At 70.4% G+C, this 21494-nt stretch carries 13 protein-coding genes; 5 read left to right on the top strand and 8 right to left on the bottom strand.

Translation table 11 applies throughout. The features are described 5' to 3' along the window. A partial coding sequence (gene serA, locus ACO1X9_RS04700) for a phosphoglycerate dehydrogenase (RefSeq protein WP_486349676.1) occupies positions 1–1330 on the top strand: 1330 nt, incomplete at its 5' end. A gap of 84 nt (positions 1331–1414) precedes the next feature. After that, positions 1415–2650, top strand: coding sequence for a phosphotransferase (locus tag ACO1X9_RS04695; protein ID WP_486349675.1), 1236 nt, complete (start codon positions 1415–1417; stop codon positions 2648–2650). A gap of 44 nt (positions 2651–2694) precedes the next feature. Here the strand turns inward: ACO1X9_RS04695 and treS are convergent, their stop codons facing one another. The 8 genes from treS to ACO1X9_RS04655 all read right to left on the bottom strand — a co-directional run bounded on the left by treS (position 2695) and on the right by ACO1X9_RS04655 (position 16181). Further along, on the bottom strand, positions 2695–5013 hold the full coding sequence (gene treS / locus ACO1X9_RS04690; RefSeq protein ID WP_486349674.1) for a maltose alpha-D-glucosyltransferase: 2319 nt from the start codon (positions 5011–5013) through the stop codon (positions 2695–2697). Positions 5014–5098: 85 nt separating this feature from the next. Further along, complete coding sequence (locus tag ACO1X9_RS04685) at positions 5099–6814, bottom strand: glycoside hydrolase family 36 protein (protein ID WP_486349673.1); 1716 nt, start codon at positions 6812–6814, stop codon at positions 5099–5101. Beyond that, the gene (locus ACO1X9_RS04680) at positions 6811–9339 is read right to left on the bottom strand and encodes a family 78 glycoside hydrolase catalytic domain (RefSeq protein WP_486349672.1); all 2529 of its coding nucleotides are present in this window, start codon (positions 9337–9339) and stop codon (positions 6811–6813) included. The genes ACO1X9_RS04685 and ACO1X9_RS04680 overlap by 4 nt, the downstream gene beginning before the upstream one ends. Positions 9340–9403: 64 nt before the next feature. After that, positions 9404–10681, bottom strand: a complete 1278-nt coding sequence (locus ACO1X9_RS04675; RefSeq protein ID WP_486349671.1) for an ABC transporter substrate-binding protein — start codon at positions 10679–10681, stop codon at positions 9404–9406. 51 nt (positions 10682–10732) lie between these two features. Next, a complete protein-coding gene (locus ACO1X9_RS04670; protein WP_486349670.1) occupies positions 10733–11554 on the bottom strand; it encodes a carbohydrate ABC transporter permease in 822 nt (273 codons plus the stop codon). Next, positions 11554–12453 carry a carbohydrate ABC transporter permease gene (locus ACO1X9_RS04665; RefSeq protein ID WP_486349669.1) on the bottom strand — a complete coding sequence of 300 codons (900 nt, stop codon included), beginning with the start codon at positions 12451–12453 and terminating at the stop codon, positions 11554–11556. The genes ACO1X9_RS04670 and ACO1X9_RS04665 overlap by 1 nt, the downstream gene beginning before the upstream one ends. 101 nt (positions 12454–12554) lie before the next feature. Beyond that, positions 12555–13562, bottom strand: a complete 1008-nt coding sequence (locus tag ACO1X9_RS04660; RefSeq protein WP_486349668.1) for a LacI family DNA-binding transcriptional regulator — start codon at positions 13560–13562, stop codon at positions 12555–12557. A gap of 45 nt (positions 13563–13607) precedes the next feature. Continuing rightward, positions 13608–16181 carry a 3-keto-alpha-glucoside-1,2-lyase-like domain-containing protein gene (locus ACO1X9_RS04655; protein WP_486349667.1) on the bottom strand — a complete coding sequence of 858 codons (2574 nt, stop codon included), beginning with the start codon at positions 16179–16181 and terminating at the stop codon, positions 13608–13610. Between the two features lie 142 nt (positions 16182–16323). On the opposite strand from ACO1X9_RS04655, the gene ACO1X9_RS04650 reads away from it, so the two are divergent. The 3 genes from ACO1X9_RS04650 to ACO1X9_RS04640 form a co-directional block, all read left to right on the top strand. Next, positions 16324–19260 (top strand): alpha-mannosidase, encoded by a 2937-nt coding sequence (locus tag ACO1X9_RS04650; protein WP_486349666.1) that lies wholly within the window; start codon positions 16324–16326, stop codon positions 19258–19260. 114 nt (positions 19261–19374) lie between these two features. Continuing rightward, positions 19375–20712 carry an MFS transporter gene (locus ACO1X9_RS04645; RefSeq protein ID WP_486349665.1) on the top strand — a complete coding sequence of 446 codons (1338 nt, stop codon included), beginning with the start codon at positions 19375–19377 and terminating at the stop codon, positions 20710–20712. A gap of 267 nt (positions 20713–20979) precedes the next feature. Beyond that, on the top strand, positions 20980–21494 hold a 515-nt coding region (locus tag ACO1X9_RS04640; RefSeq protein WP_486349664.1), incomplete at its 3' end, for a substrate-binding domain-containing protein.

Raw genomic sequence — 21494 nt, 5'->3', positions numbered from 1 at the left:
TGTCATGGTGGTAAACGCGCCCACCTCGAACATCGTCTCGGCGGCCGAGCTGACCATCGGTCACATCCTCAGCCTCGCGCGCCGCATCCCCGCCGCACATGCCTCGCTGGCGGGCGGCGCCTGGAAGCGCAGCGCGTTCACCGGCGCCGAGCTGTTCGAGAAGACCGTCGGCATCGTGGGCCTGGGCCGCATCGGCGCCCTGGTCGCCGCGCGCCTGAACGCCTTCGACATGCGCGTGATCGCCTACGACCCCTACGTCACCAGCGCCCGCGCGCAGCAGCTGGGCGTGCAGCTGGTCTCGCTCGACGAGCTCGTCGCCGAGGCCGACTTCCTCACCATCCACATGCCCAAGACGCCCGAGACGACCGGCATGATCGGTGCCGAGCAGTTCGCGGCGATGAAGCCGACTGCGTTCGTCGTCAACGTCGCGCGCGGTGGCCTGATCGACGAGGAGGCCCTGCACGAGGCCCTCGTCGCGGGCGAGATCGCCGGCGCAGGCCTCGACGTGTTCACCTCCGAGCCGCCGACCGACGACCTGCTCACCTCCGCCCCGAACGTCGTCGTGACGCCCCACCTCGGCGCCTCGACCGACGAGGCCCAGGAGAAGGCCGGCGTCTCGGTCGCGAGGTCGGTGCGACTCGCGCTCGACGGCGAGCTGGTACCGGATGCCGTCAACGTCGCCGGCGGAGCGATCGACTCCGCGGTGCGGCCCGGCATCCCGCTCATGGAGCACCTCGGCCAGTTGTTCGCCGGACTCGCGGACTCACCGCTCACGACGATCGACGTCGAGGTGCGCGGCGAGATCGCCGAACTCGAGGTCGGCGTGCTGCGGCTCGCCGCGCTCAAGGGCGTCTTCTCGAATGCCGTCACCGAGACGGTGTCGTACGTCAACGCGCCCCTCCTCGCCGAACAGCGCGGCATCGCGGTGCGGCTCACGACCGACCCGGTGAGCGAGGACTACCGCAACGTGCTGACGATCAAGGGGACGACGACCGACGGCAGCGTGCTCTCGGTCTCCGGCACGCTCGCCGGCACGAAGCAGGCGGAGAAGATCACCGAGATCAACGGCTACGACATCGAGGTGCCGATGGGACGTCACCTCGTCGTCATGGAGTACACCGACCGTCCGGGCATCGTCGCGATCTACTCGAGCGCGCTCGGCGACGCGAACATCAACATCGCCGGCATGCAGATGGCGCGCCGCGGGCGCGGGCGCGATCAGCTCAGCGTGCTGACGCTCGACTCGGCGGTTCCCGACGACCTGCTCGCCGGCATCCAGCGGGATGTCGACGCCTCGGTGCTGCGACAGGTGGAGATCGACGACCTGTAGGTCGTCCGCGGCCCGTTCTTACGCGGCCCGACCCCGGCTTGTCCAGGGCCTACTTCCGACGCATCCGACGCGTCACCCTGGAGCGTGGGCTTCGTAGAGGACGTCGGTGCGTGGATCGTGCGCCAGCGGTGGTACGCGGGCAAGAGCCACGAGCCGCGGTTCCGCATCCTCGATGCTCAGCCGTCCGCCGGGGCGACGCGCTACCTCGTGATGGACGACGCCGGCAACCTGCCGACGCTCTACCAGGTGCCGCTCGTCCTCGCGAACGGCGACGCCGACATCCCGCTGCCACCCGCGGCGGGCGGTCCGCTCGTGGACGCCCCGCGCGACCACGACTTCGCGCTCGCCCTGCTGGCCGAGCTCGGCGTCGACACCTCGAAGGTCACCGGCAGTCGTGTCATGACCGGGGAGCAGTCGAACACCTCGATCGTGTACGACGAGGATGGCGAGCCGACCATCATCGTCAAGCTGTTCCGCACCCTGCACCACGGCGAGAACCCCGACGTGACCGTGCAGCGCGCCTTGAGCGACGCGGGCTCCCCGTACGTGCCGCGCTTCCTCGGCAGCCTCGCGGCGGAGTGGCCGGATGTCGGACGCGGCTCCGGTGCCGCGAGCGGCACGGTCGCGTTCGCGCAGGAGTTCCTGCCCGGCGTGCGGGACGGCTGGTCGATCGCCGTCGAGGCTGCGCGTGCGGGGCGCGACTTCACCCCCGCAGCCCGCGACCTCGGGCTAGCCGTCGCCGGCGTGCACGCCGCACTCGCCGCCTCGCTGCCGAGTCGTGAGGCCGGGGCCGACGATGCCGTCGCGACGCGGGCGACCTGGGAGCGACGGCTCGCCATCGCGTCCGCCGAGGTCCCCGCCGTCGCGGAGCGGGCTGCCCGGATCCTGTCCGTCTACGACACGGCGCTCGCGCGGGACATGCCGCGGCTGCAGCGCGTGCACGGCGACCTCCACCTCGGCCAGGTGCTCGCGGTCCCCGACGGCGGGTGGCGCATCGTCGACTTCGAGGGCGAGCCCCTGCGGCCGATGACGGAGCGCGACACCCCCGACCTGCCGCTGCGCGACGTCGCCGGCATGCTGCGTTCCTTCGACTACGCGAGCGCCGTCGGCGAGGGTCCCTACGCGGGGGCGTGGGCGGCCGCCTGCCGCGCCGCGTTCCTCGAGGCGTACGCCGCGACGCCGGGGGCCGCCGAGTTCGACGACGTGCTGCTTCGGGCGCTCGTGCTCGACAAGGCCGTCTACGAGGCGGTGTACGAGGCGCGCAACCGGCCGGACTGGCTGAACATCCCGGTCGCGGGGATCGACGCGGCGCTCGCGTAGGGTCTCGACACGCGCCTTCGGCGCTACTCGACCACCGAGGAGTGCTAGTCGACGGTCGAGGTGGGCTCCTCGGTGGGGTCCAACGTGAGGAAGAGCGCACCGTACGGGGGCAGCGTCACCGGGAAGCTCAGCAGGTCGTCGACCCTCCCGATCGTCGCACCGGTCGCGGCCGACACGACGTCGGCATGCGCGACCAGGTGGGCGGAGTGGACGGTGCCCTCCACCTCCTCGGGCGAGAAGTTGAGCACCGTCAGCTGCACGTGGGCGTCGGCGTCCGGGTCGCCCTCGTCGAGCCGGTGCACGAGCACGAGCATCGCGGGGTGCGCGACGTCGGGGATGTCGAGCTGGGTCGCCGTCGCGACCCCGTGCTCCCGCCGCACCTCGAGGATGCGCGCGAGCCGGGAGGCGAACGAGTCGGGGTCGTCGAGCTGCGCCGGGAGCGAGCCGTACAGCGCACGCCCGCGCGGCATCCCGGCCATCGAGCGCTCGGCCTCCGGTGCGACGTCGAGCAGGTCGTGCGCCCCGCGTTCGATCCACCGCGTGTCGCCGGTCGCGATGAGGTCGGCGACCTGATCGGCCGGAAGCGTGAGCATGCCGGTGAGGTCCCAGCCCGAGAGCGCGAACACCCCCGGCTGCCAGGCGTTGTAGGCGCACAGGAGCAGGTGGGCGTCGCGGATGGCGGGGATGTCGGCATCCCGGATCTCGTCGAGCGTCGCGAACCCCTGGGTGGCGGCGATGAGCGACGTCGCGGTGCAGGCGATGCCGTTCTGCGTGAACACGCGGTTGTAGTCGGCCTCGCCCGTGAGCTTCTCGGTGAGGTCGGCGCGGATCTCCTCGGCGAGCTGCCCGCCGGGAACCTCGCGCAACCGGAACCGGTAGCGATCGTCGCGGTGCCGCGTCGCCCAGTGCACGAGCTCGTAGGTGAGCTCGTCGTGGTTCTGCATCCCGTGCACGAGCTGCACGGGGGCGACGCCGACCTCGAGCGACGCCGTCAGGGCGAGCCGCAGGAACTCGGTCTGCCCGGTCGCGAGCGCGTGGTGGTAGCCGGGGCGGCCGATGAAGTCGTACGACAGGTCGGCCCCGACGGCACCCGTGTCGCGGATGTCCTCCATCGTGAGGTTGAGCTCCTGGAAGGTGAAGCCGCCGACCTTGCGCACCATGCCGGCGATGATGTGGTTCGCCGCGTGGGAGAGCGGATGTCCCTCCGACCAGGCGGGAAGGCCCTCGGCGCTCTTCTCGACGCCGAGGAACCCGTTCGCGTCGAGACGCAGCGCGCTCGTGCCGAGCTCGCCGAGCGAGTGGAGCGCATCGCCGATCACGAGCCGCATGCCGGCGAACGTGGGATCGAGCCAGTTGATCGACGGCTGGCCCTGCTTGAAGTAGTGCAGGTACACCCAGCGCCTGCTGATGCCGTCGGTGCCGACCGCGGGGGCCGTCGCACTCCAGTTCGTCTCCTTCACGCCCGGCGTGTAGAAGATGACGCGCTGCAGGGCGCCGATGATGTACCCGCGCTCGGCGAGCTCCTGCTCGGTCGCGGCGTCGAGGTTGACGGCATCCGACCCCTCCGGCACGTCGGGCAGCAGGTGCCAGTCCTCCGGCGGGATCTCGACCATGTGGTAGATGCCGGGGTAGTCCTTGAACCCCATCTCGGCGAGCCGGAAGTCCGCGCCCTTGCCGGTGTGGCCCGGCACGATGTCGTCGATGACGCTGCCGCCGTGCGCGTCGGCGACGTCGCACAGGGCGCGGAATTCCTCCTCGGTGCCGAACGCGGGGTCGATCTGCGTGCTGATGCGGTCGAAGTGACCGTCGACGCTCGGCGTCTCCTGCCACCCCAGGATGCCGCCCGCGCGCTTCACCGGGCCGGTGTGGATGGCGGTGATACCGACGCGCTCGAACGCCTCCCACAGCGCCTCGTCGCCGAGGGCCGCGAGGAACGACTGCCCGGGGCGCGTGATGAGCGAGATCGGGTACGCGGTGAACCAGACGTCGCTCGTCGCGATCGCGCGGCGGGCATCCGGCCGCGCGTACGGGTTGCGCCACATCGCCGGCTGCCCCGAGAGCTGACGCCCGAGCACGTCGGCGTCCTTGAGCATCGACTGCCGCACGAGCCACTCGACGTAGGAGGGGTTCGTGCCGTTCGCCGTGCGCGGGTCGGTGGTGACTCGGCGGAGGCTGCCGGCGCGGAACTGGTCGCGCGGCCGCAGCCGCCGAGGTCGGGCGGGATAGCGCTGCTCGTCGTAGCTGATCTCGGGCACCTCGAGCTCAGCCTCCGCGGCCTCCTCTTCGCGCAGTGCGCTCAGATCGATGGGTCCGGTGTAGAGGTGCTCGTCGGGATGTTCGGCCGGGTGCTCGTCGCGCGCCATGCTTCGACGTTACGACCGACGACGTGTCGGATGAACTCCCTGGCGTGACGGCGGCGGACCGGCTATGCCGACCGAGCGTCCGGCGTCACTCTCGGACGGACAGCTCGACGCGTCCCCCCGGCGGGATCTCGAGGTCGAGCCATCCGATGCCCGAGACCTGCCCGCTCGGAGCCCCCCGGTGGTCGAAGGTCGTTCCCGCCACCGTCCCGCTCGTGCGCACGGCGAGTCGGGTCGCGGTCGTCGCGTTGACGACCACCGCCTCGCGCACGTCGGTCGGGATCGCGATGACGCTGTCCGCCGACCAGACCACGCTGAGCGCGCGACCGTCGAGCACGGCGGTCGCGCTCGGATAGTGCAGATGCGGGCGCAAGCCGACGAGTCGTCCGTAGAGCGCCGGGCCGCTCACGGCGCGCCAGGCGGCGATCCAGGCACCGAGCTCGGCCCGCGCCTCCTCGGTCATCCCCGCGAGTCGCATCGAGATCTGGGGCACTGAGAAGGCCGCGTTCCACAGCGACGCGGCGACCGCCGGACCCGGCAGGAGCGGGTCCCACATCATCATGTCGGAGTGCACGAGCTGTCCTGTCGCGAGCACCCGGAGGTCGAGCGTCGCCCTGCGGTTGGCGAGGAAGTCGCCGGGGCAGTCCTCGGCGCGGATCACGTCTCCCGAGGCCGCGAGGCCGAGCCCGACGTAGGGCTCCCGGTACTCGATGAGCACGTCGCGGGGTCCCGCCTCGTCGAGACCGGCACGCACGTCGCCGAGCGCCGCGACGAGTGCGGCACCGAGCTCCGCGTGGGCGATCACGTCGCCGTCGCGCGCATAGCCGCTCGCGGCGTCGATGAAGTCGATCTTGAGACCGTCGACGCCGTAGTCCTCGACGAGGCGCAGGCACGTCGCGACGACGTGGTCGTGCACCTCGGGGCGGCGGGGGTCGAGCACGCGGGCCCGCAGGCTCGGCGGCTCGACGGTCGCGTCGGCGGCGAGTCGTCGGTACGCCTCGCTCCGCGCACCGACGAGCAGCGGCGCCACCCACAGCACGACGGCGAGTCCGAGGTCGCGGATCTCCTGCACCGTGCGGCGGAGGTCGGGGAACTTCGCCGCGTCGGGAACCCAGTCGCCGCAGCCGTCGAAGTACCGGCTGTCGCCGAAGCGCTGCCAGCCGTAGTCGAGGAACAGCGCGCCGAACCCGAGGTCGCGCGCGAGTCGCGCCTCGTCGAGCAGCGCGTCGTGGTCGAGCGCGTCGTGGAACGAGTACCAGGTGGAGTACACCGGCTCGGCGGCCGTCGCCGCCACAGACTGCGCCGTCGGTGCCTCGACCTGCCGACGCAGCGCGGCCATCGCGTCGAACAGCTCCCCACCCGACCTGTCGAGCACGATCCGGCGCGGGGCGTCGCCCGGCTCGACGACGAGCTCGAGCACGAACGCCGCCGACTCCTCCGAGACCCCGTAGCGCAGCGACACGGCGGTGTCGGCGGGGCTCACCGCCATGCCGAGGCGCGCGAAGCCGTCGTGATCGTGGAGCACGCCGAACGGCGCGCGCAGGATGCCGCTCACGTCGGCCCGACCGCCCCAGTCGGGCGGGAGGCGCAGCCCGTACCCGGCTACGGGCCGCCAGAACGCGGCGGCGTCGCCGAGCGGAGCCTCCACGAACACGCGCGTGGGTTCGGCCGACGGTGGCAGCGTCCAGGTGAGCACGCCGTCTCGGATCGCGGTGTCGATCGGCGCCTCCGAGTAGAGCCTGAGCCCGAGGAATTCGTGCCGGAAGCGAGTCGTGCCCGCCGCCTCGGCCTCTTCGCGGATCACTGCTCGAACCTCCAGGTGCCGGCGCCGACCTCGTGGCGGGCGGAGCCGTCGGGCATCACGACCGTCGCCGCCCCGCCCGGGGGCACCGTCACCTCGACGGTGAACGCCGGGTCGGCGACCCAGTCGACGACGTACTCGCCGACGGCCGAGACGTACGACGTGCGCGCGTGCCGCACGGTGTCGAGCGGCGTCGGCGCGACGAGGGCGTGTCGCCAGCCGATCGAGTCGGGGTGCTGCGCGAGCCCGCCGACCACCTGCGACATCCAGTCGTGCACCATCGCGAGCATGAAGTGGTTCTGCGAGTTGTCGTTCATCGCACCGGTTGCCCCGAACCAGCTCTCGGCGAGCGCGGTCGCGCCGTGGCGCACCTGCCACGCGTAGCCCGGCGCGGAGTCATCGCGCACCATCGCGTCGATGAGGTCGTCGCGTCCCATGTCGTGCAGCACGCGCATCAGCGACGGCCACGAGTTCTCCCCCGCGGAGACCCGCCCGCCGGTCGCCGCGACGGCGGCCAGCAGTCGTTCCTGCACCGCCGGGACGAGGAGATCCGGCACCGCGCCCGCGTCGAGAGCGAGCGCGTACGAGCCGTGGCTCCCGCTGCCGCAGACCCCGTCGGCGCCGACGAACGCCGCGCCGAACGCGTTCCGCACCCGTTCGGCATCCGCGCTCAGCCCGGACGCATCCGGCGACCCGAGCACGTCGGCGATGCGCGCCGCCGCCTCGAGCACCCGGAGGTAACCGTAGGTCGAGACCTGCGCGCGGGGGGTCGAGGTGTCGAGGGCGATCCAGTCGCCGAGCCCGAAGTCGAGCAGACCGTCGCGCTCACGCGAGCGCAGGAAGGCGAGGTAGCGGATGATCGCCGGCCAGGCCGTCTCGAGCGCGCGTCGATCGCCGTATGTCTCGTAGAGGCGCCACGGGAGGAGCGCGATGGCACCGCCCCAGTTCGGGTCCTCACGGAACGCGTTGGCGTCGCCCTGCCACTCGTGATCGGAGAAGTCGACCGTCTCCGGCGCGATGCTCGGGATGCTGCCGGAGGGCAGTTGCGAGTCGCTCATGTGCACGATCGCGTCGCGCAGGTGCGCCTGCACGTCGTAGTGCCGCGCGAGCGCGTCGAAGCAGAGGTGAAGCTGCTCGATCCAGCCGAGCTTCTCCCGGTTCGGGCAGTCGGTGAAGACCGAGTACATGTTGCCGCGGATCGCGCGGTCGATGAGCCGGTCGAGCGTGACGAGGAACTCGTCGTCGGTGCGGAAGGTGCCGGCCACGGCGTTGTCGGCCTGCACCACCTGCGCGGTGAGGCGGGGTTCGGGGTCGGCGGCGGAGAGTCCGCGCAGCTCGAGGTACCGGAAGCCGTGGTAGACGAAGCGCGGCGCCCAGGTCTGAGCGCCCTCCCGCGCGAGGTAGGAGTCGTAGAGCGGCGGGCCGGTCGTGTGCTGGTCGACCCGGCCATCCGGAAGCAGCAGCTCCCCCGGCCAGAACTCGAGGCGGGTGCCGGCCGCGGCGGTGAGCTCGACCTGCGCGCGACCGGCGATGTTGACGCCGAAGTCGTAGACGCGGGTGCCGTCGGCCAGACGGTCGACCGCGACCGGGTCGAGCTCCTCGACGACGCGGAGCCCCGGATGCTCGGCGAACCAGGTGGGGTGCAGGTCGGCGGCCCCGAGGTCGAATGCCGGGCCTTCGGCGCGATCATCCGTGCGGGCGTCGTGGTCTTCGCCGGCGAACCAATGCGCGGCCGAGGTCGAGGTCAGCACGGCACGCCAGTCGGCGCCGGAGACGACGGGCGCACCCGAGGCGAACTCGAGGCGCGCGAGCACCCGGGGCCGCAGGTCTTCGGCGACGAGCTTCGAGTAGCGGTCGGTCGGCGGCACCCACGCGACGCCGGTGCCGACCTCGATGCGCAGCTCGTTCTCGGAACCCGGGCGCAGGTGGTGGCCGATGTCCCAGGCGACCGCGGGGACCCGGGCGTCGTAGACGGCGTACCCGGGGGCCAGCACGTCCGCGGACGCGGGGATGCCGTTGACGGTCACGTGCAGCACGCCGCCCGAGGCGAGGAAGAGTCGCGCGTCGGCGACGGATGCGGGAGCGACGAAGCGCGTCGTGAGCGCAGGGAGCGCGTCTCCCGTGACCTCGGCCCAGTCGGGATGCGTGATCCAGCGGGCGTCGCCCCAGTCGGCCGCGTCGCGGAGGGCGACGCCGAAGTGCTCGACCGCCGAGCGATGCTCCTCGCCGTCGCCCGCGTCGAGTCCGACGCACCAGTGGACGGTCGACCCGGGGGTGAGCGCATCCCCGGCCCAGGTCAGCCGCGGGCTCTCGAAGGGGAGCCATCCCGCATCCCAGAGGTCGGGCGTACCGTCGGCCAGCAGCTCCGGCGTCGACGCCGCGAGGAGGCGGACCCGGACGGGCGCCGCGGTGCCCGCCATCCGCCAGGACAGGACGGGGAGGTCGGTCGCAACCGCGAGCGGGGAGCGCCGAGCGTCGACGCGGAGGTCGACGGCCGCGAGAGTCGGCGTGGCGGAGGGGTTCGGCATGAGGTCTTTCGTGGAGGTGGGCGTCGCGCTCCGGGCGGAGGTGCCCGGAGCGCGACGTCGGGGATTACTGCTGGGCGAGCGCAGCGGCGAAGGCGTCGTCCATCTTCTGGGCGGCCGACTCCGGGGTGTCGAGGCCGTTGAAGAGGTTCTGCACGACGACGAAGAGCGTCGCCTGCACCTCCGGCGACGGCCAGAGCTGGTCGGGCCAGATCGCCGTGCGACCCTCGGCGATGTACGCCGCGACCTGCTCCTGCTGCGGGCTCTTCGGTTCGAACTCGTCGTTCGGGAGCGACGGCACGCCGCCGGTCTGGTCGGCGAAGGCGTTCTGACCCTCGGCCGACGCGGTGAACGCGATGAAGGCGCGCGCGAGGTCGGCTTCCTCCGCGTCGGCGTTCACGGCGAAGCCGTACGAGTCGGCGACCGCGAGGTAGGGCTCGTCGTCCGACGTCGGGAAGGCCGTCATCGTGAAGGTGTCGCCCTCCTGGGCCGCCGCGAGCTGCGAGCTGAGGTCGGCGAAGGTGACCTCGCCGAGCGCCGCGCCGCTGCCCATCATCTTGTTGGCCTCGTCGTAGCTCGTGCCGTTGACGCCCTCCTGGAAGCAGCCGGCGTTCAGCATCTCGAGCAGCTGCTCGAACGCGTCGACCCACGGGGAGTCGACGAACGTCGCCTCCCCGGCGTACTGGCGGGCGGTGAAGTCGGCGTCGGGTCCGTAGAGCGACGACGCGACCATCACGTACGGGGTGAGCTGGGTGACGAACAGGTCGCCCTGCCCGAGCGAGTAGGCGACCTTGCCGGCCTCCTGCGCAGTGGCGCAGAGCTCGAGCACCTCGTCGTAGGTCGTCGGCACCGAGGCACCGGCTTCTTCGAGCGCGCGGTCGTTGTAGACGGGACCGAGACCCGTCGCGCCGAGCGGTACGGCGACGATGTTGCCGTCGGGGCCGGCGAACAGCGAGCGCTGAGCGTCGTTGAGCTGGCTCGTCCACTCCTCGGCGTCGAGGTCGGCGAGCACGCCGATCTCGGCGAGCTGGCCGACCGTCATCGTGTTGCCGCCCGCGCCGGGGAAGACGCGGATGACGTCGGGCGCGGTGCCCGCGGACAGCCGGGTGCGCATGAACTCCTCGTAGCCCTGGCCGCCCGACGAGACGACCTCGACCGTGACGCCGGGGTTCGCCTCTTCGAAGGCGGGGATGAGCAGCTCGAGACGCTCGGGCTCGTCGGTGCCGAGCGTCAGGACGGCGCCCTCACCGCCCGTCGAGGGGTTGGTGGAGCATCCTGCGAGGAGCAGGAGCGCGACGGCTCCGAGGGCGACGGTGCCCCCGGCCTTGCGGCTGCGTGTGAACATGTGGGTTCCTATCTGGTGTGGGTGGGATGGGGTGGTGCAGACAGACGTCGGTCAGCCTTTGACGCCGCCGGAGAACCCCTGCATGACCGACCGCTGCAGGAGGAAGAAGGCGACGAGGACAGGGAGGATCGTGATGATGAGCCCGGCGAAGATGACCGGCCAGTTCGAGGTGTACTGACCGACGAACCCGTAGAGGCGCACGGGGACGGTCTCGAGCCCGGTGCCCGCGAGGTAGAGCAGCGGCACGAAGAAGCTGTTCCAGACGGCGATCGCGTTGAGGATGACGACGGTGCCGACGATGGGTCGCAGGAGCGGGAACACGATGAGCGCGAAGGTGCGCACGGGACCTGCGCCGTCGATCATCGCCGCCTCCTCGTAGTCGCGCGGCAGCTCCCGGAGCGAGGTCGTGAACAGGAACACGGTGAACGGCAGGCCCGCCCCCACGTTGACGAGCACGAGTCCCGGGATGGTGCCGACGAGCCCGACGTCGACCATGGTCTGGTAGAGCGGCAGGAGGCTGAGCTGGCCGGGGATGACGAGACCGAGCAGGAAGAGCCCGAAGACGCCCTTGCTCCACGACTCGGTGCGACGCGCGATCAGGTAGGAGACCATCGAGCCGATGACGACCAGCAGCGCGACGCTCGCGACGGTCACGATCGCGCTGTTGAGCAGAGCCGCCCCGAGCAGTCCGTCGATCCACGCGGTGGCGAAGTTGTCGAGCGTGTACGGACCGGCGAACTGCAGCGCGGTCGACGTGTTGCCCGCGGTCTTGAAGGCGACGTTGATGAGGCCGACGATCGGCACGAGGGTCAGCAGCGCGGCGCCGATGAGGAAGGTCTCGAGCACGCCCGTGCGCCAGGTGTAGCGGCGCATCAGAAGGTCACCTTCCGCGACGTGAAGCGGTACTGCAGGGCGGCCGCCCCGGCGACGACCACTGTCATGACGACGGCGAGCGCGATGCCGTAGGGGTAGTCACCCGCGGCGAAGCCGATCCGGAAGATGGAGGTGGAGACCGTCTGGGTCGCGTTCCCCGGCCCGCCGCCCGTCATCGCCATCACCTGGTCGAACTGGCTGAGCGAGCCGATGAGCGTCAGCAGCAGGTTGATGACGAGCGCGCCGTTGATGAGCGGGAACGTGACGCTGAGGAAGCGGCGGATGGGCCCCGCCCCGTCGAGCACGGCGGCCTCTTCGATCTCGGCGGGGATGGCCTGGAGGCCGGCGAGGAAGATGACCATCGAGTAGCCGGCGAACTGCCAGATGATCGCGACGCAGATGGCGCCGAGAGCGAACCGGGGATCCCCCAGCCACGTCTGGCCGAGGAATCCGAGTCCGATCGCGTCGAGTGTCTCGTTGACCGTGCCGCGCGGCGAGAGCAGGTAGCCCCAGATGTAGCCGGAGACGAGCGGCGTGAGGACGACGGGGGTGAAGAAGATGACGCGCAGGAGGTGCCGCGACTTGACCCGCCCGTTGACGCCGAGGGCGAGCGCCAGTCCGAGGGCGTTCTGCAGCACGGTGACGGCGATCGCGAGCACGATGGTGTTCTGCAGGGCACCGAGGGCGCGGGGGTCGGTGAAGATGCGCGCGAAGTTGTCCAGGCCGACGAAGGAGAAGTCGTCGGTGATGCCGTTCCAGTCGGTCAGCGAGAGGCCGACGCCCTGAATGCTCGGCACGAGGATGACGAAGAGGAAGACGGCGGCGGCGGGGAGCCCGAACCAGAGCGGCACGCGGTGCGGGCGGCGGCGGCGCGAAGTACGCGTCTGCGGCAGAGCCATCGCGATCCTCTCGCTCGTCGTCGAACGGGCCCCTGTGGGCGCCTGCTGCGAGGTTAGCGAGGGTTCCGCAATCTTGCAACTATCTTTTGCAATCTTGCAGATCAGGTCCGCGCGGGTCCCGTCGACCGGCGTAAATGGAGCTCGGGATCGAAGAACATCTCGGCCGCGTCGACCGGTCGGTTCGAGATCATCGCGACGATCGACCGCGCGGTCTGCTCGGCGATGCGGTCGATCGGCGGGCGGATGGTCGTGATCGGCGGGGCGGTGAAGTCGAGCACGGGGTTGTCGTCGTAGCCGACGAGCGAGAGGTCGTCGGGAACGCGGAGCCCTGCCCGCTCCGCCGCCTGCAGGGCACCGAGCACCATCTCGTCGCTGCCCGCGATGATCGCCGTCGCCCCCGTCTCGATGAGCTGCTCGGCCGCGTGCCGTCCCCCCTCGACCGAGTAGAACTGCCGCACGACCTCGGCGTCGTCGACCCCGAGCGACTCCATGGCCCGCACGAAGCCGTCGACGCGGCGATCCGCGGGGATGTTGCCGACCGGACCCGCCGCCATCGCGATGCGACGATGCCCGAGCGCGGCGAGGTGATCGACCGAGAGCTGCGCCGCCATCCCCTCATCGGTCGAGAGGGTCGGAGCGGAGACGCCCTCGAACCCGCCGTTGATGAAGACGAACGGCACGCCGCGCGCCACGAGCACCTCCGCCGGCGACTTGTCGGAGCTGCGGATCGTGTTGCTCGACGACATGAAGACCGCCGCCGCCACCCCCGTCTCGGCGAGCAGCGTCACGTACTCCCGCTCGTCGGCCGTTCCGGCATCCACGGTGCAGATGATCGTGCGCAGCCCGTAGGGCGCGAGCTCCGAACGGATGCGGTCGCCGAGGCGCGCGAAGAACGGATTGACGAGGCTCGGCGACAGCAGCACCACGAGCTGTCCGTTGACCCGCCGCTCGTAGCCGAGCTGCCGCATCGCGCGCTCGACCGCCTCGCGAGTGGCCGTGGCGACGCCGTAGCGGCGGTTCATCACGCGACTCACCGTCGCCTCACTCACCTCGGCGAGGGCGGCGATCTCGGCGAGGGCGATGCGGGGCGCACGCTCGTCGTCTGCCATGACTCGCACTCTAACGCGAGCCATGGCAGACGGACGGGCGCGTCGTCAGGGCGCGGTGTACCGGATCACCGGGTCCCACAGCGTCGCGTCGGTGTTGTTCGTGCCGTTGCGATTCACGATGAAGGCGATCGTGTCTCCCGCCGTCACGGAGAGCGAGATCCCGTGGGGGATGCCCGTCGTGTCGTTGTAGGCGATCGACTTCCAGCCGGAGGTCGGCCAGACCCGCACGCCGTTCTTCAGGATGGCGATCCGCACCCCGTCTCCCGCGGTGCCGTACTGCATCCTCGCGGTCCCGCTCACGAGCACCGTGCCCGCGGAGGGTGCGGTCCAGACGCGCGCCGAGTCGGCGGTGTCGGGGTGCTGCCAGTCGGAGCCGACGATCGCGTACGTCGTCGAGCCCTTCCAGCGACCGTTCGCGGCATCCCACGTCATCGGCGTGAGCGTCGACCCGTTCCACGACGCGTAGCTCCACCGGTTCGCCCCCTGGGTCGCGCTGAAGCCGCTGGACGCGGAGTACGTCTCGTAGCGCACGAGCGGATCCCACGCGATGGTGTCGTTGACGTTGGTCGAGTTCTTGTTGACGACGAACCGGAGGAGATCGCCCGCGGCCACGGTGAGCGTCAAGTCGTGCGAGACGCCGGTGAAGTCGGTCGCACCGATCGTGTTCCACCCGCTCGCGGGCCAGACCTGCGTGCCGTTGCGGTAGATCGCGACCCGCGCTCCGTCACCGCCGCCGGCATCGTCGGCCTTGCGCGCCGTGCCGCTGACCCGCACCTGCCCCGCGCTCGGCGCCACCCAGGTGCGCACCGAGTCCTGGACGTCCGGATGCTGGAACGTCGAGGCGACGAGGGCGTAGGTCGAGGAACCCGTCCAGCGCTTCGTCGTCGCGTTCCAGGTCATCGCGCTGAAGGTCGAGCCCGACTTCTGCTCGTAGCGCCACTGGTTCGTGCCGGCCGTCGACGAGAACCCGCTCGAGGCGGAGAACGCGGAGTCGGTGTTGAGCACGATGCTGACCTGCTTGCGGTACAGGTCGTCCTGGTTGTAGTTCCACTGCGGCTTGCGTTCGTACTGGATGTAGAAGTCGTCGTCGACGGTGCTCCCGTCGTCGGCCCCGCCCTCGAGGTCGATGAACGACGAGTACGGCTGCATGTAGCCGCCTCCGACGGAGTCGACGATGTGCTCCATGCTCCAGGTGATGCCGTTGGTCGACGAGTAGAGCAGGAGCTTGCCCTGGTACTCGGTCTGCACGGTGAGCAGGTACTTGCCGAGCGCGGTGTTGTAGGTGGCGTCGGCGTGGGCATCGTGATCGAGGTAGGTGTTCTGGATGATCGTGTCGCCCACACCGGTCAGCGCGTTGGTGGCGAACGTGCCGCCCGCGTACTTCAACCAGGGCGTCACCGTGTGGTTGCGCGCCGCCGCGACGACGTCCGCGATGGAGGCCCGCGCGACGCCGAGCGAGCGGGGCCAGCCGGCCGTGTGGTCGTTCGTGCCGCGCGTGCCCTCGTTGTAATAGAGGTAGAACTGGTCGCCGACGATCACGTAGGGGCTGCCGCCGATGTTGAGCCGGTCGTGGCCGGGTCGGATGATCTCGCCGCAGAACTCCCACGTGGCGCCGCCGTCGTCGGAGTACGCGATGCCCATCGTGAACATCGGGAGCCCGCGGCCTTCGCTGCCGGGGTACTTCTCGTTGTGGGTGAACGCGAGCAGCTCGGTCGAGCTGATCTTGTACATGTTCGGCATCCAGATCTCGTACATGCCGTACCCGGCGTCGAGCCCGTTCTTGTCGATCCAGCTCGCCATGCCGGTCTTGGCGAAGTCGAGCGTCTGCAGGGGCTTGTCGGGCGTTCCGATCCAGCGGTAGAGGTTCGGGTTGTAGCCGTTCACCATGTACGAGTAGAAGGTGTTGGCATCCTTCTTGATCGTGGCGAACGACTGGTCCATGTGGGTGGGCATGTTCGCGTCGGCGTAGAGCAGTTCCGCCGGCCCGAGCTCGATCCGGTACGGCAGTTCGGGTGCCGTCACCTGGAAGTTGTCGAAGTGCCAGTGGCTGCTGAAGGTGGTGAGCGCCGCGTAGCCGCTCGCGAACGTCGAGTCGTTGTGGTTGATGCGGGGCGTGGTCTCGTTGTTGATGAAGACCTTGATGTTGGCGCCGCTCACGACGACCCGCAGATGCCGCGTCGTCGTCATCGAGAGCCCGGTCGACGCCGTCGCGAGGGTGCGGTTCACCTTGTAGAGCTCGATGACGCCGTTCGCCCGCACGTAGACGGTGAAGCCGCTGTCGAACGGGCCGTCGTTCTGACCCATGCGCTTGAAGACGAGCCCGGCCCACGTCGTCGACGAGCCGCCGTTGTCGATGACCCGCAGATCGAGGTCGTAGGTCGCGTCGCCGAAGCGCTTGTCTGTGAGCGCCGTGACGTGTCCGCCACCGCCCGCGGTGCCCTGACTGTACTCGCCGCCTTCGATGGCCCACGAGCCGCCGAGCGGCTTCCAGGACGCCGAACCCCCCGAGAAGTCGTCGGAGAAGTTGTTGCCGACCGCGACCGCGTGCGCGGGCTGCGGCGGCGAGGCGACCACGAAGGTCGCGGCGAGGAAGCCGACGATGAGGACGCCGACGGTCAAGCGTCGGACCGAACGCACTGCGGATGCGAGTCGCATGAGGACACCTCTCTGTGCCGTTTCGCGGCAGGCTACTCGCCCCCTTGCAAGCTTGCAATAGATAGTTGCAAGCTCATGCGGTGCGCAACTACGCCATCCTGAGGGGGTGGTCGGATTCGCGGGGTGGCTCTTCGGCATCGCGGCGCAGCAGCCGAACGAGTACCGGAGGCTCCGCCGCATCCGCTCCGCGATCTACACGCAGGTCGCCCCGCTGCGTGCCGAAGTCGTCCGCAGCGCCGAGCCGATCGTGTTCGACGAACTGCCCCGCAACGCGTTCCGACCGCTGAGACCCGGGCAGAGCTGGGGCGGCGTGCTCGACTGCGCGTGGCTGCGACTCACGGGCGAGGTGCCCCCAGGGATCGACGACGCCGTCGTGATGCTCGGCCTCCGGGGCGAGGGGATGGTGCACGACGCGGAGGGCCGCATCCTGGATGCCGTCACCACCGTGTTCCAGCAGGGCGACCTTCCGCACAGCGGCGGGCGATTCCGTCCCGTGCGGCGCGTGCACCCGCGGGCGGGCAAGCGCGTCGAGCTCTACGCCGACGTGGCCCACAACGGCTTCATCATCTACAACGTGGGGCGCGGCATCTTCCGCGGCGCCCACCTCGCGACGCGCGACGACGAGGCGTTCGCCCTCTACTACGACTACCTGACGCTCACGGTGCTCGCGCACGCGACCGAGGATGCCGGGTTGCGTCGTGAGCTGCGGGGCGCCCTCGACGCGGCGTGGTCGCGATTCCGTGCCCGCGACCTCGCGGGGGCACGCGCCGCACTCGCCCCGCCGCTCGCCTCCCCGTCGACCGATGACTTCCTCTACTCGGCGGTCGGGCACGGCCACCTCGACATGGCGTGGCTCTGGCCGTTGCGCGAGACGCGGCGGAAGGCCGCCCGCACCTACGCGCGCGCTCTCAACTCGATCGACGAGCGTCCCGGCTACATCTACGGCACGAGCCAACCGCAGCAGCTGCAGTGGACGAAGGAACGGCATCCCGAGCTCTACGCCCGTATCCGGGACGCGGTCGCCGCCGGGCGGCTCGAGCTGCAGGGCTCGTTCTGGGTCGAGACCGACACCAACATGCCCGGCGGCGAGTCGCTCGTGCGGCAGGCGCTCGTCGGGCGGCGGTTCCTCCAGGAGGAGTTCGGGCTCACCGACGACGACCTGCGGCTGTGCTGGCTGCCCGACACGTTCGGCTACTCCGGGGCGCTGCCGCAGATCCTGCGCAAGAGCGGGATGGACTGGTTCCAGACGATCAAGCTCGCGTGGAACAAGCTCAACGACCACCCGTACCGCACGTTCCACTGGGCCGGGATCGACGGGTCGACCGTGCTCGTGCACATGCCGCCCGAGGGCGACTACAACTCGCGCGGCGCCGCCGACGGGCTGCTCACGGGGCTGAAGCGCTACCCCGAGCGCGACCTCGGCGCGGCGCTGCTCGTCTACGGCTCGGGGGACGGCGGCGGCGGGCCGGGCGAGGTCCACCACGAGGTCACGTCGCGCGAGCGCAACCTGCGCGGGCTGCCGAGGATCGAGTACTCGCGCGCGACCGACTTCTTCCGGCGGCTCGAGGCCCTCGACGTGGAGCACCGCTTCGACGGCGAGCTCTACCTCGAGGCGCACCAGGGCACCTACACGACGCAGGGGCTCGTGAAGCGCCGCAACCGCATCGCCGAGCGGAAGCTGCACGAGGTCGAGGCACTCGCCGCACTCACGGGCACCCGCGTCGACCTCGAACAGCACTGGCGCGACGTGCTGCTGCACCACTTCCACGACATCCTGCCCGGGTCGACGATCGAGCGGGTCGCGAGGGAGGCCGTCGAGGTGCTCGGCCGGGTCGCCGACGACCTCGACACCCTCGCCTCGCCGCTCCTCGCCGCGCTGCCCGCCGCCGGCGAGACCCCGGGCGCTCTCAACCTCTCCCCCGTGCCGCGCGACGAGGTGCTGCGCGTCGGCCGCGAGTGGTTCCGCGCGCGGGTCGAGCCGTACGCCGCCGCTGCGCTCACGCCGGAGCCCGCACACCCCGAGCTGCGCGCCGACGCCGACTCGCTCTCCAACGGCATCCTCACCCTGCGTTTCGGCGCGAGCGGCGAGATCGTGTCGTGCCTCGACGCAGCGGGAGTGGAGCACGCACGGGACGGCCTCAACCGTCTCGTGCTGCACCGCGACCCGTACCAGTGGCCGTTCGACGCGTGGGACATCGGGATCGGCTACCTCCGACGGCGGCCGCGCGTACTGCGCGCCCGCGAGGCGACGTGGGAGGTCGACGGCCCGACCGCGGTACGACGCCAGGTGTACCGGTTCGGCCGCTCGACGATCGAGCAGCGTGTGATCGTCGAGGCGGGGTCGGAGCTCGTGCGGTTCGAGACCCGCCTCGACTGGCGAGAGACGCATCGGATGCTGCGCGCCGACTTCCGTCCGACTCGCTACGGCGAGGCGTCGAAGAGCGAGATCCAGTTCGGGCACATCTCCCGGTCGACGACGGAGGAGACCGCCGTCGAGCGCGCGCAGTTCGAGATCTGCGCGCACAAGTGGATCGCCACCGACACCCCCGATGGTGGTTTCGCGGTCCTCAACGACAGCAAGTACGGGCATCGGGCGAAGTCGGGGCTGCTCTCGCTCACCCTGCTGCGCGCCCCCACGTTCCCCGACAAGACCGCCGACCGCGGCCTCCACGAGGTCGTCTACGCGTTCCGCCCCTTCGCCGCGGGAGCCCTCGGCGACGTCATCCGCGACGGCTACCGGCTGAACCACCCGCTGCGCGTGCTCCCGGGCGCGGCGTTCCCGTCGGTCGTCGCGGTCGACGATCCCGGGGTCATCGTCGAGACCCTCAAACCCGCCGAGGACGGCGACGGCGTGATCGCGAGGATGTACGAGAGCCTCGGTCGCGCGACCACCACGGCGCTCAGGACGACCCTCCCGCACGCGCGAGCCGTGCGCACCGACCTGCTCGAGCGACCGCTCGGCCCCGCCGACCTCGCCCGGCTCGAGTTCGGCCCGTTCGAGATCGTGACCCTCCGGCTCGCCGCTACCTCGGTGGTCGAGTAGCCGCGCAGCGGCGTGTCGAGACCACGCCAGCAGTCCGCGCGCGGTCTCGACACGCGCCCGCCGGAGGCGGTCGCTACTCGACCACCGAGATCGCGAGGGCCCTAGGCTGCGGCCATGACAGTGCCGTCGAGGCGGGCGCAGAGCGTCGCCATCGTGACCGCCGCGTTCGGCCAGAACCTCGTCTACGCGACGATCACGACGTTCCTGCTGCTCTATCTCGTGCAGTACGTGGGCATCTCGACCGCGGGCATCGCCGTCGTGACCATCGTGCTCACCGTGGCGCGGATCATCGACGCGATCGCCGACCCCGTCGTCGGGAGTCTCGTCGACATGACCCGCACGCGCTGGGGGAAGCTGCGGCCGTTCATCCTGTTCTCCGCGGGACCGGTCGCCCTCTTCTCCATCCTGCTCTTCACGGTGCCCGACGTCGAGGAGACGGCGCAGCTCTGGTACTTCGCGCTCGTCTACCTGATCTGGGGTCTCGTCTACGCGGCCTGCGACGTGCCGCTGTGGGGCCTCATCGGCTCCGCGTTCCCCGAGAAGAATCTGCGTGCCCGCACGATCGGCAACGTCCGCGCGTTCGGCGCGATCGCCCTCGGACTCGCGACGCTCGGGATGCCGCAGCTCGCCAAGCTGCTGAGCTTCGGTTCCGAGACCACGGCGACCGGCTGGACGTTCGCCGTGGTCGTCGTCTCGGTGCTCGGGATGGGGCTCTTCCTACTCGCGTTCTTCGTGCCGCGCGAGCGTGCGATCACGACGGACCCGCTCAACATCCGGCAGCTCTTCGCCGCGCTCTTCGCGAACACGCCGCTCCTGCTCGTGCTCGCCGGGTCGGTGCTCGGCGCCGGGCGATACATCGTGCAGTCGGGCGGCGCCGTCTTCGTCGTCATCGCCTACGACGACGAGACGGTTTTCACGATCGTCGGCGCCGGCATCATCCTCGGAATGGTGATCGCGTCGTTCACGACGCCGCTGCTGCTGCGTCGCTTCACGGGTCGAACGCTCATCCTGTTCTCCTGCGTGGCCGGAACCGTCGTCTACGTGGCCATGTACGTCACCGGATTCCAGAACCTCATCGTGCTGACGGCGTTCATCTTCGTCACCGGACTGCTGCTCGGCATCTTCCTGGTGTCGCAGACGACGATGATCGCGGATGCCGTCGACGCCGCCGAGGAGAGCACCGGGGTGCGCAACGACGGCATCTCGTTCGCGACTCTGACCTTCGTCACCAAGGTGATGAGCGCGATCTCGGTGCTGTTGTTCGGCATCTTCGTGGTGCTCGCCGGGTACGAGGAGGGCGTCGTCGTGACGCCCGACATGCAGAACACGGTGTGGATCGCGATCACCCTCGTGCCCGCGGCATCCTGTCTGCTGTCGGCCGTCCCGTTCCTGTTCTACCGGCTCCCGGCATCCGTCTCACCCTCGCGCGTCGACCGAGTCAAGGAGATCTGAGCCCGGAGGGCGAGCGTCCGCCCGCGCGAGGGGACGGGGACCGAGAATCTCCTTGATTCGGTCGAGACCCGCCCACATCGCTCCATGTCCTGAACGCTTCGAGCTCGTCCGAGCCCGCTGAGCGGAAGTTTCGGAGTCGAACGTTATCGAAACGTGATCGATTCCTTCACTACTTGAAGCCAATAGCGGCGAACATGGGCATGCCCCGTCGAGGACGTCGGGGTACCAGGAGGGGTAAACCTCACTTCGATGAAGAAGGGGAGAACCGTGAAGCGTGCTTCATTGATCTCCGTTGTCGCGATCGCCGGTCTTTCGGCAGCGGCACTGGCCGGATGTGCGACCGGAGATGGCGGCGGCGACGCCGACGCGACCCGTGCGTGCGTGATCCTTCCTGACGCGGCCTCCTCGCCGCGCTGGGAGACGCTCGACCGCAAGTACCTGGAGGAGGGACTCAAGGCCGCCGGCTTCGACGTCGACATCCAGAACGCTCAGGGTGACACCAACAAGTACGCCACCATCGCCGACCAGCAGCTCTCGCAGGGCTGTGGCGTGATGCTGCTCGTCGACTACAACGGCGCGGGCGCCGCGGTCGCCGAGAAGGCCTCCGCCGAGGGCATCCCGGTCATCGCCTACGACCGTCCCATCGCGGGCGCCGACTACTACGTGTCGTTCGACAACACCGAGGTCGGCCGCCTCGAGGGCCAGTCGATCGTCGACGGCCTGAAGGCGGCCGGCAAGGACCCGGCGACCGCCAAGGTCGTCTACATGGGCGGCGACCCGAC

The sequence above is a fragment of the Pseudolysinimonas sp. genome (assembly GCF_057350545.1).
Note: the sequence above shows the minus strand (reverse complement) of the source record. Positions and strands in the feature narration are given on the sequence as shown.